The sequence below is a fragment of the Thermobaculum sp. T2p genome, assembly GCF_059335935.1.
The window spans coordinates 212,972-228,773 of the sequence record NZ_JANZYQ010000020.1 but is presented as its reverse complement, the minus strand read 5'-3'; the positions used below and the strand labels follow the sequence as shown (position 1 = coordinate 228,773).

General features: G+C 46.1%; 13 protein-coding genes. 8 read left to right on the top strand and 5 right to left on the bottom strand.

What is annotated here, in order from left to right; genetic code table 11:
- Positions 1-77: 77 nt before the first annotated feature.
- Both N2245_RS10795 and N2245_RS10790 read right to left on the bottom strand, forming a co-directional pair.
- Complete coding sequence (locus N2245_RS10795; protein WP_494536736.1) at positions 78-1,343, bottom strand: MFS transporter; 1,266 nt, start codon at positions 1,341-1,343, stop codon at positions 78-80.
- Between the two features lie 33 nt (positions 1,344-1,376).
- Complete coding sequence (locus N2245_RS10790; RefSeq protein ID WP_494536735.1) at positions 1,377-2,693, bottom strand: HD-GYP domain-containing protein; 1,317 nt, start codon at positions 2,691-2,693, stop codon at positions 1,377-1,379.
- Positions 2,694-3,225: 532 nt separating this feature from the next.
- On the opposite strand from N2245_RS10790, the gene polA reads away from it, so the two are divergent.
- The 8 genes from polA (at position 3,226) to N2245_RS10750 (ending at position 12,569) form a co-directional block, all read left to right on the top strand.
- Positions 3,226-6,000, top strand: a complete 2,775-nt coding sequence (polA, locus tag N2245_RS10785) for a DNA polymerase I (protein ID WP_494536734.1) — start codon at positions 3,226-3,228, stop codon at positions 5,998-6,000.
- A gap of 80 nt (positions 6,001-6,080) precedes the next feature.
- Positions 6,081-6,677 (top strand): translation initiation factor IF-3, encoded by a 597-nt coding sequence (infC, locus tag N2245_RS10780; RefSeq protein ID WP_494536744.1) that lies wholly within the window; start codon positions 6,081-6,083, stop codon positions 6,675-6,677.
- Positions 6,655-6,855: a 50S ribosomal protein L35 gene (gene rpmI / locus N2245_RS10775; RefSeq protein WP_012874719.1), complete on the top strand. Its 201-nt coding sequence runs from the start codon at positions 6,655-6,657 to the stop codon at positions 6,853-6,855. Before infC ends, rpmI begins: the two co-directional genes overlap by 23 nt.
- Positions 6,856-6,864: 9 nt before the next feature.
- Positions 6,865-7,230: a 50S ribosomal protein L20 gene (gene rplT, locus N2245_RS10770; protein ID WP_494536733.1), complete on the top strand. Its 366-nt coding sequence runs from the start codon at positions 6,865-6,867 to the stop codon at positions 7,228-7,230.
- Between the two features lie 15 nt (positions 7,231-7,245).
- A complete protein-coding gene (locus N2245_RS10765) occupies positions 7,246-8,052 on the top strand; it encodes a TrmH family RNA methyltransferase (protein WP_494536743.1) in 807 nt (268 codons plus the stop codon).
- Between the two features lie 3 nt (positions 8,053-8,055).
- On the top strand, positions 8,056-9,066 hold the full coding sequence (gene pheS, locus N2245_RS10760) for a phenylalanine--tRNA ligase subunit alpha (protein ID WP_494536732.1): 1,011 nt from the start codon (positions 8,056-8,058) through the stop codon (positions 9,064-9,066).
- Positions 9,067-9,103: 37 nt separating this feature from the next.
- A complete protein-coding gene (gene pheT, locus N2245_RS10755) occupies positions 9,104-11,536 on the top strand; it encodes a phenylalanine--tRNA ligase subunit beta (protein WP_494536731.1) in 2,433 nt (810 codons plus the stop codon).
- 7 nt (positions 11,537-11,543) lie between these two features.
- Positions 11,544-12,569 (top strand): aminotransferase class I/II-fold pyridoxal phosphate-dependent enzyme, encoded by a 1,026-nt coding sequence (locus N2245_RS10750; RefSeq protein ID WP_494536730.1) that lies wholly within the window; start codon positions 11,544-11,546, stop codon positions 12,567-12,569.
- 5 nt (positions 12,570-12,574) lie between these two features.
- Here the strand turns inward: N2245_RS10750 and rph are convergent, their stop codons facing one another.
- Genes rph through uvrC form a run of 3 tightly spaced genes read right to left on the bottom strand, consistent with a single transcriptional unit; the run spans position 12,575 to position 15,796 of the window.
- On the bottom strand, positions 12,575-13,312 hold the full coding sequence (gene rph, locus N2245_RS10745; protein WP_494536729.1) for a ribonuclease PH: 738 nt from the start codon (positions 13,310-13,312) through the stop codon (positions 12,575-12,577).
- Between the two features lie 22 nt (positions 13,313-13,334).
- Positions 13,335-13,952, bottom strand: coding sequence for an L-threonylcarbamoyladenylate synthase (locus N2245_RS10740; RefSeq protein ID WP_494536728.1), 618 nt, complete (start codon positions 13,950-13,952; stop codon positions 13,335-13,337).
- Between the two features lie 2 nt (positions 13,953-13,954).
- Positions 13,955-15,796 (bottom strand): excinuclease ABC subunit UvrC, encoded by a 1,842-nt coding sequence (gene uvrC, locus N2245_RS10735; protein WP_494536727.1) that lies wholly within the window; start codon positions 15,794-15,796, stop codon positions 13,955-13,957.
- Between the last annotated feature and the right edge of the window lie 6 nt (positions 15,797-15,802).

Here is a 15,802-nt window from a genome sequence, read left to right as displayed (position 1 = left end):
CCACACCCCTCTCAGGGGCGCGAGAAAAATAATATCAATTAGTTGGAACAACGTCAAGGTGATTTTGCAGAATTTTTCTATTTGGCTTCTCTGGCTTCTTTGATAAGTAAGCCCAGCATTCCAACTAACGTTAGGGCTATTCCTAACAATCCCCACATATTCTGAACACCGATCTTCTGGGCTCCTATTCCAGCTAACCAGTTGGCAGTGATTATTGACAAGCTAAGCAACATGCTTCTCAGCGAGAATATTCTGCCAAGCACATCTTTGCTACACAATTCCTGTACTAGCGTTACGCTTGGTACAAGCATCATCATGTTACCAATGCCACTTAGCGCTAGCACGAACATGGCTACCCAGATATTACCTATTATCGCGAGTATACCTGTGGAGATTCCCATGACTATAAGCCCACATAATATAACGGGACCTTTATGGATCCTATATCCCCATCTGCCAACTAGCAATCCTCCTAGAACGCTTCCGAAGCCTATTGCACCCTCAAGGAGTGAGTACCCGAAGCCACCTGTATTAGTAACTACAGCTGCGTAGCCGTAAGATAGAGTGTTTGCTCCTGCACCTATCAGCGCTGCTAAAGTTACGAGTACAGTATTGGTCCTAATATATGGATTTTGGAAAGCTACTTTCAGGCCAATAACAATGTCGCTCAATATCCTGCGCCAAGAGATGCTAGTACTAATTTTGCGACCGCTAGAAACGGAGTCACTGGTAGACATCATTGCTATCATCCAGGCGGAGAACCCGTAAGTGGCAGCATCAATTAGAAATGCTAGATGTATCCCGCTGTTTTCAGAAGCAACTGATAATCCAGCTATTACTAATCCAGCAACTGGATAGCCAATGATATCGGCGATGTTATCCGTTATTGACGAGAGTGAATTTGCTGCCAATAGACTTTCTTCTGGAACAATAGAGGGAATTATGGCTTGTTTTGCCGGCCTAAAGAAGAGTGTTATTGCGGTGATTAACACCGCCATCATGTAGATGGAGTTTATGTTGATACTTGCTAACCATGGTATGCTAGCCGCCATTGGCACTCTCAATAAGTCAGATACAAGCAGTACTTTTCTGCGATCCCATTGATCAACCAGTGCTCCTGCTACTAGTCCCAGAAGCAGAGATGGAAGCCCTATAGATACCCAGACGAGTGAGACCTTTTCCATATTGTTGGCGGTCAGGTTACCAACCAGCACAAGCAAAGCGATTTGGTGGAGTCTATCTCCAAAGGCTGATACCAGCTGCCCTATCCAGAGCAGCCTAAAATTGTTGTTCGCTAGCACGCTTTTGTAAGAGTAGCTATTAGCTATAGCCTGCGAGCTCAACCCTTAGCTCCATTTCACTCGAACAACTGCAACCTATGTATTTGCCTGTTTATCGAACACTACATTTATGGATATAGGCATTGCTACTTCAGCCCTGTTTTCCATGACCTTCAAAAAAGCTTCTACGACTTTCGGATCGAACTGTCTCCCTGCTTGTCTCTTGATCTCGAGTAGTGCGTCTGGCTTGTCAGCACCTTTCCTATAAGGCCTGCTGCTTACCATAGCGTCATAGGTGTCCGCAACTGCTATTATCCTTGCCCCGAGTGGGATATCCTCGCCCGCAAGTCCATCCGGATATCCCATGCCGTCCCATCTCTCATGGTGATGCCTAATGGCTGAAAGACACTCTTCATAGGCGCTAAGCGGGGATAAAATGTCCTCTCCATACTCTGGGTGTTTTCTTATCAGCTCCCACTCTTCATCTGTCAGCTTGCCGGGCTTAAGAAGCACGGCATCTGGAATGCCTATCTTGCCAAGATCATGCACTCTTGCAGCAGAAACTATGGTTTCAGTGGTTTCCCCAGGAAGTCCTAGCTCCTCACATATAAGTCTAACGTAATGTGCAACCCTGATAGAGTGTTGGTCGGTTTGTGGATCCCTACGGTCTAAAATGTCTGACAATCTTTCAATAGTTTGAAGTGTCTGTGTTCGTAGGTTGTCGAAGTTCTTGAGAGAGTAGTAAACTGCTGCTAATGGGGATGCTACTAGTAATACAGAAAAGGGGTTGAGAGAAAACAGTATTGCAATCAGTAATCCGAGGGCTGGTTGAATTAGAAACTGTACTACTATCCCACTAAGCCCTTTCCTAATGACAAGAAGAGGGCTAACTTCCTCTGATAATGAAATCACTGTAGATACTAAAAACGAGTTGATAACTAAACAAACGATTGCACAAACTATAGCTGCAATAATATTTTTGGGCATTAGAAAATAAGCAGCGTTTATAGATTGATATGAAGCTATTCCCTCTTTAAGAGCTTGCCAAGTGAGCCCTGCTATGAATGTTGTAATTGCCCATTGACTGCCATTGAATATGCTTTTAATAATAGGTTTTCGTATTATAAAGTCTGATATTAAAGTGCCTAAGGCTACCAACGCGCATTGCTGGGGGAAAAGTAGTATGGCGCCAAAAGTTGCTACTGTGGACATCGACAAATTCATGTTCTTCATGAATAACTCTACTCTGTAGATGTCCGATAATATAACTGCTAGAACAAATGCCAATAGGGCTATCTGATCTCTATTAGAGAGATAGACTAGGTTCTTTGCTGATAAGATTATCGTAGCCAACCCAACTAGGGTTGTGATTGCTACGAACAATAATACCTTTCTGGGTATCTGCCCTAACAAAAGCTATGCTCCCAATCTATCTAATTGATGCTAATGTTCTGTGCCTCATGATACATCATTTTATGCGCTTTAGCTCTAGATAAATAGTACTATTTTATGGATTACTTTTCTTTGTCTTACCCTGCTAAACGCAAAAACATCGGTGGTTTTACACCGATGTTTTTGCGTTTATTTCGAAATTTTTAGCCGAAGTCGGGGATTAACCCCACCTAAGTCCGAAGCTAGACCACTTCATGATTAGTACCTCCTATTTTTACTCTCGTCTATCTCGGTTTTTGCTTCTCTGATGCGCGCATCTCTTTGATGCATAAATGCTACAAAATGCTAAGGCGAAAGTCAATACCCTAAATGTAAAAATTTTTGTAAGTATAGATATTTCGCAATCTACAGAGCATGCCATTTATGTTCGTATTATAATCATCAATTTGGATTGTTGCATAAACGATACAAAACTCCTCGTGAGAGTCCTGAGTTGAGGAGTGTTATAATGGTCAATGACTTGTAAAAGCAGCTAATGGTTGAAGGGTGCGCTGTGAAGGTAGTACTGATAGATGCTTACTCTCTAATCTATAGGGCTTATCACGCTCTGCCGTCTGATTTGGCAACTTCCAAGGGGGAGAAGACCAACGCCATCTATGGCTTTTGTAATATGTTGGTTCAGGTAATAAATCGCGAGGAGCCCGACGCTATTGCTGTTGCTTTTGATATCGGGAGGGCATTCCGTCATGACGAGTTCGTCGAATATAAGGCACAGCGTGCACCCATGCCTGATGATTTGCAGGCCCAGATAGGGAGAGTAAGGCAGCTTATAGCAGCTTTTGATATCCCTGTCTATGAGGTACCAGGATACGAAGCCGATGATGTTATAGGTAGCCTTGCTAAGAAACTATCCTCACAGGGGCATCAAGTAGTCATAGTTACGGGAGATAAGGATTTTCTGCAGCTAGTAAGCGATTCGGTTAGCGTGGTGTTACCCGCCAGGGGCAGGTTCTCGGAAGTACAGGTATATACTCCGGATCTGGTTCGTCAGCAATATGGTTTCGATCCCAAGTACATAGTAGACTTCAAAGCTCTAATGGGTGATACTAGTGACAACATCCCTGGTGTTCCTGGTGTTGGAGAGAAGACGGCCAGAAGTCTTATTCAAACCTTCGGTAGCCTTCAAAATATACTCGAGAATGTTGATTCGATCAAGCCTGAACGTATACGCAATGCGATAAAGGAACACCAGTCGCAGTTAATGCAAAATCTGCGACTGGCTACCATAGTTACTGATATAGATGTTGATATTGAGCCTGTGATATCCCGTGTATGGACTCCAGATATACAGAAAGTAAACGAGATATTCCGTGAGCTGGAGTTCCGCAGCTTAATGTACCGTCTACCTAAATATTTTGAACCAAAAAATATCTCGGATGAGAAAGTTGCCTCTGTAGAGAGGGGTGAGCAACCTCAGATCCAGGAGAGATATGAAATCATAAGTGATCAGGAAAGATTGCGCCGCTTGGTGAAGGAGCTTCTTGCGAAGGAATACATAGCTTTTGATACGGAGACAAGTGGCAAAAATGTGATGGAATCGGACCTGGTAGGTGTCAGCTTTTCCCCTGAGGCGGGGATAGCTTACTATGTCCCCATCAATGGGTTTAGTGATGATGGTACAAAAGACTTGCTTGGTGAACTTAGTCCTCTGTTAGAAGGTGGACCGAAAAAGATAGCCCATAACGCTAAGTTCGATTATATAGCTCTCTACAAACACGGAATAAGGGTGTTGCCTCTCTACTTTGACACCTCAATAGCAGCCTTTCTGCTCAATGAGACCTCTGTAGGTCTTAAGGATCTCGCTGCTACGAGACTCGGTGTTCAAATGACTACCATAGATTCGCTCATAGGCAAGGGCAAAAATCAGAAGACCATGCTGGAGGTCTCTGTGGATGAATGTGCTCGGTACGCTTGTGCCGATGCAGATATGACCTTCCGCCTGTTTACGATGTTAGAGAAGGAAATAGCTGATCGAAAGCTCCAAGACTTGTTCTATACTCTTGAGATGCCCTTGGTGCCGGTCTTGGCCGACATGGAGATGACCGGTGTTGCCGTTGATGCTGATGCTCTTAAGTCTCTATCAACTAAACTTTACGAGCAGATACGTGATATTGAATCTCAGATATATGAGATTGCTGGATACGAGTTTAATCTTAAATCTCCGCAGCAATTATCTAAGTTCTTGTTCCAGGACTTGGGACTCAAGGGTATACGTAAGACATCCAAGGGTTACTCCACGGATGCTGCCACTTTGGAAGCACTCAGTGGTCAACATCCAGTTATCGACCTGATTCTCAGCTACAGACAGCTTACGAAGCTCAAGGACACCTATGTAGATGCACTACCTCTAATGGTAAGTAGATCAACCGGAAGGTTGCATACGAACTTTAGTCAGACTTCCGCAGTTACTGGCAGACTTGCCTCAAGTGATCCCAACTTGCAGAACATACCGATAAGGTCATCGCTTGGTAAGGAAGTTAGGAAGGCATTTGTAGCTGGCAGTCCTGAAAAAAACAATGCCATCTTCGATGAACCTTCTGTCCTACTTAGTGCTGATTACTCGCAGATAGAGCTGAGAGTCCTTGCCCATGTGACCGATGAACCTAAGCTAAAGGAGGCATTTTCCAAAGATATCGATATCCATGCCCTGACGGCTTCCAGGTTATTTGGGGTCCCTATAGAGTCTGTAGATGACAACATGCGGAGAATGGGTAAAACTATCAACTTTGGGATAATATACGGTATGAGTGGCTTTAGATTGGCAAGAGATACGGGCTTGGAGCAGCGTGAGGCCAATCTGTTCGTAAAAAGGTATATGGATCAATTCCCCAGAGTTAAGGCCTACTTCGAGCAATTGATCAGGGAAGCCGAGAAGAAGGGTTACGTGGAGACTCCGCTAGGTAGACGTAGGTATCTTCCAGATATCACCTCTTCAAATCCACAAAGACGAGAGGCTGCACGAAGGGCGGCAATCAACATGCCCATTCAGGGTATGGCTGCAGATATCATCAAGCAGGCGATGATAGATGTCCGCTCAGCTCTGGAAAGAGAAGGCATAAAGGCCAAAATGATATTGCAGGTCCACGATGAGCTTCTTTTTGAAGTTGCTGAGAGCCAACTGGATAGAGCTGCCGAGGTTATTGTAAGGGAGATGTCAACGGCATTCGATCTCTCCGTGCCGTTGGTAGTTGAAGCAGAATATGGCCCTAATTGGGGCGAAATGACTCCAATAAGGAAGGTTTCTGTAAGCCAAGAGGCTAACGCATAACGTCTTTATTTTGGTATATTTATGAGTGTTACCATATCTCCCGGAAGGGTCTAATTTGTACTTAACACAGGAGGTTACTAATCAGTAAGAACTTAAGGATCAATGAAAAGGTCAGAGCGCGCGAGGTGCGTGTGATAGATGAGGATGGTACTCAATTAGGCATCATGCATCCTCTGGCAGCTCTGGATCTCGCGCGCCAGAAGGGTCTTGACCTGGTGGAGGTGGCTCCCAACGCTAATCCACCAGTCTGCAGATTGATGGACTATGGTAAGTTCCGCTACGAGCAGACTAAGAAAGAGCGAGAGTCTCGTAAATCTCAGAAGCAGATTGTCATCAAAGAGGTGAGGCTCAAACCCAAGATAGATGTCCATGACCTGCAGACCAAAGCCAAGCAGGCCAGGAACTTCCTGGAAGAGGGCGATAAAGTTAAAGTCACTGTGCAGTTCAGGGGGCGTGAGGTTGTACATCCTGAGATAGGCCAGGAACTCGTCCAGAGGCTGATGGATCTTATAGGGGATGCTGCTACTGTAGAGCAGCAACCAAAGCTTGATGGCAAGAATATGACTGCCCTGCTTGCTCCTAGAAAGGAATCAGCTAAGCCTAAGAAGGCTAATCAGTCACAAGAAGAAAGTACTCAAGGGGAAGCAAAAGGAGATGCCGAAACTAAAGACAAATAAAAGTGCAAAGCGAAGATTCAAGATAACTGGCACTGGAAAGATCCTCAGGACGAAAGGTATGAAGAGCCACCTTCGGAGGAAGAAGTCTACCAGGGCCAAGCAGGATTTTGATCGTATGTTTGAGGTATCGCCCGCGGATCGCAAGAGGCTTCGCAGGGCACTACCATACGGAGTTTAGGGGGTAAAGATGCCTAGGGCAACTAACAGAGTAGCGTCTCATAGACGTCATCGTGAGGTTATAAAGGCTGTAAAGGGACACAGGGGTACCAGAAGTAAGCTCTGGGGCAAGGCTAATGAGTCCCTGATGAGGGCCTTGCAGTATGCGTACAGAGATCGCAGGAACAGAAAGAGAGATTTCAGAAGGCTATGGATAACCCGCATCAATGCTGCAGCAAGAATCAATGGTCTAAGTTACAGCCAGCTCATGCATGGCCTGCAGTTGGCTAATGTTGAGATAGACAGAAAGATCCTTGCTGATATGGCTGTGAAAGAGCCTCAAGCCTTCGCTGGGATTGTCGAGCAGGCGAAACAGGCTATTGTCGCTCACTCTTGATGTCTAGAGGGTAATATTCTGATTACAAGCAGATCTAACCAGCAAGTCAAGTGGTTTAGACTGCTGAGAGAGCGCCGGGGGCGGAAAGCCTCCGGCGCATTTCTAGTTGAGGGGCCAAGGGCTATACAGCAGGCTATATTGGCAGGACACAAACCTCTCAAAGTTCTATATTCTCCTGAAGTGGTTGTCAGGAGGGATGTTGTCAACAAGGTCCTTGGCCAACTAAATTCAGAGACCCAGCTTCTAGAGGTCTCGGAAAACGTATTATCCAGTGTTTCTGATACCGTTACTTCTCAGGGTATAATTGCTGCCTTCAAACTTCTAAGTTGGCACCCTAGGGAGGGTGTAGATGTTGATACTGGTCCGGTGCTTGTGCTGGATAGGGTGTCGGATCCTGGAAATGTAGGGACCTTATTGAGGTCCGCTGCAGCTGCTGGCAGTGCAGCTGTGCTACTTTCTGAGGGATCAGCGGATCCTTATAATCCCAAAGCTGTAAGGGCTTCAGCTGGCGCTTTGTTCGCAGTCAGCTTTGCTGTGCTGCCTTGGAAAGAGATACATGAAGTGTTGCATGCTGTGCCGAAGAGATTTGCAGCTTATTATTCAGACTCTTCACAGGCTTATTACTTAGCTGATCTATGCCCTCCCTGTGCTATACTTGTCGGAAGCGAGGCATCAGGGCTAAGCTATCAGGCATTGTCTTTATCTACTCACAACCTCTGGATTCCGATGCAAAACAATATAGAATCTCTCAATGCAGCTGTTGCGGGATCTATTCTATTATTTGAATCTAGAAGGCAAATGCTAGTCAGGGAAGGTAGATAGAATATGAGCTTAACAGAGGAGATCACTAATCTACGCGAACAGGCCCTAAGCGAGCTAGGTTCAATCTCAGATGAGCGCAGCTTGGAAAACTGGCGTGTAACTTTTCTGGCCAGGCGTGGCCGTTTGGCCGATATCATAGCACGGATTCCTTCCCTTCCTGTTGAAGAAAGGCCTGCTGTAGGGAAGATGGCTAATGCCCTCAAAGCCGAGCTACAACAATTGTACGAGAGTAAACTATCTGATATTAGGCGATCAGCCATATCGCAAGTAGATGTAACCTTGCCAGGTATACCGCCTATAGTTGGTGGGCTGCATATCACTCGCCAGACGATATATGAAATGGTTCGAATCTTTGGTGAGATGGGATTTAGCGTATATGAGGGTAATGAAGTTGAGACGGATGAATATAATTTCTCCCTCCTAAACATACCTCAGGAGCATCCGGCCAGGGACATGTGGGATACCATCTACATAGATGACAAGCTCTTATTAGCTACTCATACCTCGCCTGGGCAGATTCATGTTATGAGGAAGTATTGTCCGCAACCTATAAGATTTGTTTTGCCAGGGAAGGTACACAGATACGAGGCCGTAAGTGCAAGACGTGAGAGCATGTTCTATCAACTAGAAGGCTTGGCGATCGGGGAAGGTATAACCTTGGCCACACTCAAGGGTACATTTGAGAACTTCGCAAGGCAACTCTTTGGCCCTGAGCGTAAGCTTAGATTCCGTGGATCTTACTTCCCTTTCACGGAGCCCAGTGTAGAGATAGATATAACCTGCTCATGCCTAGGTAAAGGCTGTATCCTTTGCAAGGGCAGTGGATGGCTAGAGATCGCAGGCGGGGGTATGGTTCATCCTGTGGTTCTCAGGAATGGTGGATATGATCCATCAAAGGTATCTGGGTTTGCTTTTGGATTTGGGGTGGAGAGATCCGTTATGCCTAGGTTTGGTATAGATGACATAAGATTATTCTATGGTAATGATCTAAGATTTCTTCGCCAGTTTTCCTGATCGCATGTAAATAACTACATGAAGGGAGTCCGGAAGGGTGAGGGTACCAGTAAGTTGGCTAAGAGAATATGTAGATTTTTCCTGTTCTATTGAGGAGCTAGCCCATACTCTGACCATTGCCGGTTTAGAAGTTGAGAACATAGAACGTATAGGTCAAGAATGGGAGAACATATACGTTGGGTTGGTGCTACAGGTCGAGAAGCACCCCAATGCAGACAGGTTACAAATAGCTCACGTCGATTATGGTCATGGTCAGGTTAGTATAGTAACGGGTGCTCCAAACATAGCTCCTGGACAGAAGGTAGCCCTAGCGCTAGCGGGAGCTACGCTAGTAGACCCCTATTCCGATCAATACAAGACTTTCAAGCTAAAGCCCTCTAAGATAAGGGGAATACTTTCTGAGGCTATGGCCTGCTCTGAAAAAGAGCTTGGCTTAGGGGAAGATCATACTGGTATCCTCGTACTTGATCCGGAAGCTCCGGTAGGGACTAAGCTCCAGGACGTGCTTGGGGACTATATACTGGATATAGCTCTTACTCCTAACTTCTCTTACGCCAACTCAATAGTAGGTATAGCTCGCGAGGTCGCTGCTCTTACCGGTACCAAGGCTAAAGTCCCAGTTCCCAATGTAGAGCTGTCAGGGGACGTGGGCGTAGATGCCTGGGTTGAATCTGAAGATCTTGCTGCCAGGTACATGCTACAGAGGCTTGATAACGTCAGGATAGGACCCTCATCTGCGAAGATAAGGCGAAGGCTTGTGCTATGCGGGATGCGTCCCGTGAACAATGTGGTCGACATAACCAACTACGTCATGTTGGAGTTGGGACAGCCTTTACATCCTTTTGATGCGGATAAGGTGAAAGGAAAAGTAGCTGTGAGGAGCTCTTACCCAGAAGAGCAGCTAGAAACAATTGACCACCAGCTACGGATTGCTCCTCCTGGTACTGTCATGATCGCTGATGATGAGAAGCCAATAGCCCTCGCGGGCATAATGGGAGGGCTCAATACAGAGGTCACAGACGATACAAGGAATATACTCTTAGAATCGGCTACTTTCAATGCCCCACGTATAAGACGTGCAGCTAGACTTCTTGGTCTGCGCAGTGAAGCTTCCTCCCGTTTTGAGAAAGGTATGGATCCAGAGCTCGCAGGTCTGGCCCTTGCAAGGGCTGTTGAGCTCCTGCAGCAGGAGTGTGGTGCCCAACCTAAGGGCGCTCCATTCGATTGGTATCCTAACCCTAAAAAACGCGCTTACATAGATTTCCCAGTTTATGAGGTAAAGCGATTGCTGGGAATAGACATACCAAAGGATCGGATAGAAAGGATACTTACTTCCCTTGAATTTGAGGTGCAACAAGAGGAAGGTGACTTGCTAAAGGTCCTACCCCCAAGCTACAGAAATGATGTTTCCATAACAGCTGATATAGTTGAGGAGGTAGGAAGAATATGGGGTTATGAGGAACTTCCTTCGCAACTACCAGGAGGTACCCTCCCATTCAACCTCACAGATAGGTTTTTCTGGGTGGAGAAAAAGGCTCGTGAGTGGCTCGCAGCTGCTGGCTTACAGGAAGTCATAAACTATGATCTTATATCAGCCCGTCTCATAAATAAAATGGCAAGCCTCTATCATGAGGGTATGCATCCACCTGTCTGGAGACCACTTGATGAAGTTATCAAGGTTATCAATCCCACCTCTCCCGAAAGAGAGTACCTTCGACCATCTTTGATCCCTGGCTTGTTGCAAAACGTTGGCGATAATCTGAGATTTGTCGACAAGGTTTGGATATATGAGTTAGATAGGGTATTTGTAAAGGCTGACGGAGAGCGACCTCAAGAACCTAAGCGCCTTGCTATAGCAATGGCTGGTGTGAGGTGGCCTGTATCTCCGCACCTGCCCCAGACTAAGACGACTATTTTCGACCTAAAGGGAACGATACAGGCATTTCTGCATCACCTTGGGGTAGAGTTCGAAATGCTTCCCTCTCAACTTGGCCCAGATGCTGTTAACGTGTTGCAGGTGTCTGTCGGTGGAAATGTTCTAGGTAATATATTCCAGATAGATCCTACCTTACTTAGGGATTTGGATATTGATGAAGATGTTTTTGTGGCTGAGCTTGACTGGGAACAGATCAAACAACACGCTAGACTAGAGAGAAACTACGTACACTTGTCCCGTTATCCAATCGTTAGGCAGGACTTAGCAGTCTTGGTAAGTGCGAGTATACCGGCAGGAAATGTGATCAGAGTTATATGGGAACAAGGGAGCCCACTTCTAGTGCAGTGTGAACTTGCTGAAGTGTATCAAGGTGACCAGATACCCGAAGGTACAAAGAGCCTGCTTTACAAACTGGCTTTCCAGGCTGAGGATAGAACTCTGACTGAAGAGGAAGCTACTAAGGTTAGACAGAAGATCGAAAACGCACTAAGATCCGAGGTGGATGCAAAGATACGCGGTGTTGACATAGAATAAAAGTACTATGAGTCTCAGATCAACTAGGGATAAGAGCCTGACAGAGCAACCTCTAAGGTTGCATATGAATGAAAACCCCTATGGTTGCTCGCTGCTGGTATACGAATCCCTAGCAATGAGTGAGCAACTTACTAGAGTGCAAAGCTCTGATCCCAATCACTTGCTGGCAGCTATAGGCAGATATGCTCAGCGTTCGCCGGACGAGATATATGTAGCAGATACCTTGAATGATCTCCTTTTTAGGGTATTCTTTATTCTAGGCCAATACAACAAGGATTTGTTCACCGCCAACCCCGTATCTGAGCCTATACGCCGAATTGCTGAGCTCTTGGGACTGGAGTTGATTACTTTTAGAACACGAGTCAGTTCCGGACAGTTTGTGTTTGATTCAGAGAAACTTCTAGATCTAGGTGCAAAGGTAGTTTATATCCAGTCGCCCCATGATATCACAGGTGCAGTTGCAGCCTATAAAAATATGGTAGAGCTTCTAAACGCTGGCGTACTCATCATCGTCGATGAGATCTACTCTGAATTCACAGAGCGCCCAATAGGTCTACTTGGAAAAGAGTTTCCTAATCTGGTCTCTATAAGAAGTTTTGCCCCTTGGGCAGGACTCTGGGGTATACCTGTTAGTTATGCTTTGATGTCGGCAGACCTAAGAGAAAGGCTAAATGCTATTTGGCCTATTAGAAATCTTACTGCTGCCTCGCGTATAGCGGCTGGAGCTTCCTTGGATGATGCCCAGAATCTGATGACCAGGGTTAGAAGGATAAGAGTGGAGAGGGGTAGATTATATAGGCAGCTTCGTAAGCTCAACTTCGTGGAGCCTCTGCTATCACAAGGTCCGTTTGTCACCTGTAAGGTTACTCGAGGTACAGCTGCTAAGGTCTGTGATCTCCTCAAAAGAGAGGGCATAATGGTCTATGACTGTGCTAACGGTGGATTGCCTGGCTATATAAGAGTATCCGTAGGAACCCCAGAAAACACTGATCAGCTTATAGCTACCATGTGTCGTATATCTGTTGAAATATAAGCCTGCTATTGGGGCAAGTCTAATGAACTCAGCACTTTGCTCTGGCTATCCATTAGCTCTGCTATCCCCTTGTCAGCCAAAGAGAGCATAGCATCTAGTTCTTCCCTGCTAAATGACACTCTTTCGGCGGTAGCCTGGATCTCAATGTACTCTCCGAGATGGTTCTTGACTATGTTGAGGTCCGTATCAGCTGTTGAATCTTCTGCATAGTTTAGGTCAAGCATTGGGATACCATTCACTATACCAACGCTCACAGCTGCCACGGGGCTTACTAGATCTCTATATGTGTCTGGGAAGATCTTCCTGAGGGCTAGTACAGTGGCTACGTAGCCTCCGGTTATAGAGGCTGTCCTTGTACCCCCGTCTGCTTGCAGAACATCGCAATCTACTATTATGGTGATCTCACCTATTTGGTCCAGCTTGACAGCTGCTCTCAATGACCTGCCTATCAGGCGTTGTATTTCTTGTGTTCTCCCTTGTAGCCTGCCAGTGTGCGATTCCCTAGGGGTCCTTGTCTGTGTGGAAGCTGGTAGCATCGAGTACTCAGCAGTTAGCCACCCCTGTCCTGTTCCCTCTATGAACTTTGGAACGCCTTCTTGAATGGAGGCTGCACATAGAACCTTAGTAACCCCGCATTGGATGATTGCAGATCCCGGAGGGAATGCTAGCGGATATATCTCTATGCTATGAGGTCTGAGCTCGTTAGGTTTTCTGCCATCAATTCTTACTACGTCTTGCAGCATACTTTCCCTTTCTACTAACTCTTTATTTCTCAATTATCGCTCTTATCTGCTCAGCTAGCGCTCCCTCACGTACAATTAAGGGCTTTTCCTTGCTTAAGTCGACTACTGTACTTGGCTTGCCGATCCTGCAGGCTCCGCCATCCAAGATGATAGCTACTCTGTCTCCCAGGTCGTGCTCCACATCGTCGGCTGTCAGAGGATTACGCTCTCCCGAGATATTGGCGCTCGTTACAGCCATTGCCCCGCCACACTGACGTATGATCTCTCTAGCAGGTTCATAGTCAGGGATTCTAAAGCCAACAGTACCATCTTTCGACCCCACGGCTTCGGCTACGTCCTCCCTGGCTCTAACTACCAAGGTTAGAGCTCCTGGCCAAAATGTACGCGCTAGCTCAATGGCAATGGCATCTATATCTTTTGCATATTCCTCAAGATAGGAGTCATCTGAAAGCAATATTGGTATAGGCTTATCTAGAGGTCTCTCCTTAGCTCTGTAAATTTTGGATACCACCTGTGGATCGACTATTGACCCTACACCATACACTGTATCCGTGGGGAAGGCTATAAGTTCGCCCTTTAAAGCGAAATCTACTGCTTGTCTAATAGCTTCTTTGTCTTCTATAGGTTTACGTATAGCCAAATCTATAGAGCCTCCTTCAGCCTTATTACCGTTGCTCGATCTATCCCCTTGACTGCAGCCATTATCTCGTCAATACTGGCTTCTCTGATCTTTGACACACTACCGAAAGCCTGTATCAAGGCCTTCTTGCGTTTCGGTCCTATACCTGGAACCTGGTCTAGAATACTACCTACAGACTTCTTGTTATGCAGGGATCTGTGGTAGCCAAGAGCAAATCTGTGTGCTTCATCCCTTATTCGCTGTAGAAGATACAGAGCTTCCGAATCTCTAGGCAACATTATAGATTCCGATCTACCGGGTTTGAACAGTTCTTCTTGCTGTTTCGCAAGCCCGAAGACTGGTATGTTGCCGAGGCCAAAGCTCTGGAGGACTTCTACTGCTACTCTGAGTTGTCCCTTGCCACCGTCGATAATTATGAGGTCTGGAAGCTTACCCCAACTAGTCCCCTTGTAATCATCAGAGATAGCCCGCTTAAACCTTCTAGTAAGCACCTCTCTCATCATCTCGAAGTCGTTTGGACCTTCGACTCCCTTGATGCGGAATCGACGATATTGATTACGAGCAGGGGCTCCATCTTCGAACACTACCATGCTACCTACAGCATCGACTCCCTGCACGTTAGATATGTCGTAGCACTCTATTCTAGTGGGCTTGGTGGGTAACTGAAGCTCTTTCTGTAGCTCCAACATGGCACCGGTTCTTTTCTGTTCCTCGCTTAGCCACTTGAAGCGCTTTCTTTCAAGTCCTTCCTTGGCATTTTGAGCAGCCATGTTCACTAGCTCTAGCTTCTCCCCCTTAGTAGGCACCTCGAGAAGGATCTCTCTCTTGTGGTAATCTTGTAGTGCTGATCGTATAAGTTCTATCTCATCTGGTGGGTATTGCAACACTATGCGACCAGGTACGTTATATGCACCTATATAAAACTGCTCCAAGGCTATTTGTATTATCTGGCCTGGTGATTGGTCTTCTATAAGCTCAACAACTGAGTGATCATGTCCCACTAACCTGCCATCACGGATAAATAGTCTTTCTATACCGGCCTCACCGCCATCGATCGCTATGCTTATTATGTCCATGTCCTCGTTGGTCGGTAGGACTACTTTCTGTCTCTGCCTTATATCCTCTATGGCCTTGATCTGGTTACGATATAGCGCTGCCTTCTCAAACTCCAAGTTCTCAGCAGCTTCTTCCATCTTCCTTCTGAGCTTCTCCGTAAGCTCATCGTGCTTCCCTTCGAGGAACAATATTACCTGTTCGGTAGCTGCTCTGTATTCTTGAGGATCGGCTCTACCCGCACAGGCCCCCAAGCATCTGTGTAGGTAGTAAGGTAGGCAAGGGCGTGACTGCTTACCATCGATGGGTTCGTTCTCTTTATGGCACAGCATGAAGTGCTGGTGAATCAGCTTGATAGCTTCAGCAGCCGATCCCAAGGCGGTGTACGGACCATAATACTTGCTGCCATCGTTTATGATCTGCCTGCATTTGAGCACCCTGGGGAATTCTTCCTGGACCGTGACCTTGATATATGGTAAACGCTTGTCGTCCTTGAACATGGAGTTGTACTTGGGCATGTGGTGCTTGATCAAGGTCACTTCTAGAGTGAGTGCTTCGTGCTCAGAGTCGGTTACTATGTAATCTATGTCGTGTATCTGTGGGACCATCTCCCTGATCTTCTCTGGGAGATGTTTAGAGCTAAAGTAACTCCGCACCCGGTTACGAAGCACTTTGGCCTTGCCGACGTATATCACTTTGCCATGCTTATCTTTCATGAGATATACGCCAGGCTTTTCGGGGATAGCTTGTAGTCTTGTTATTATTTCCTCTTTACCGAGATTATTGGACATATAAGG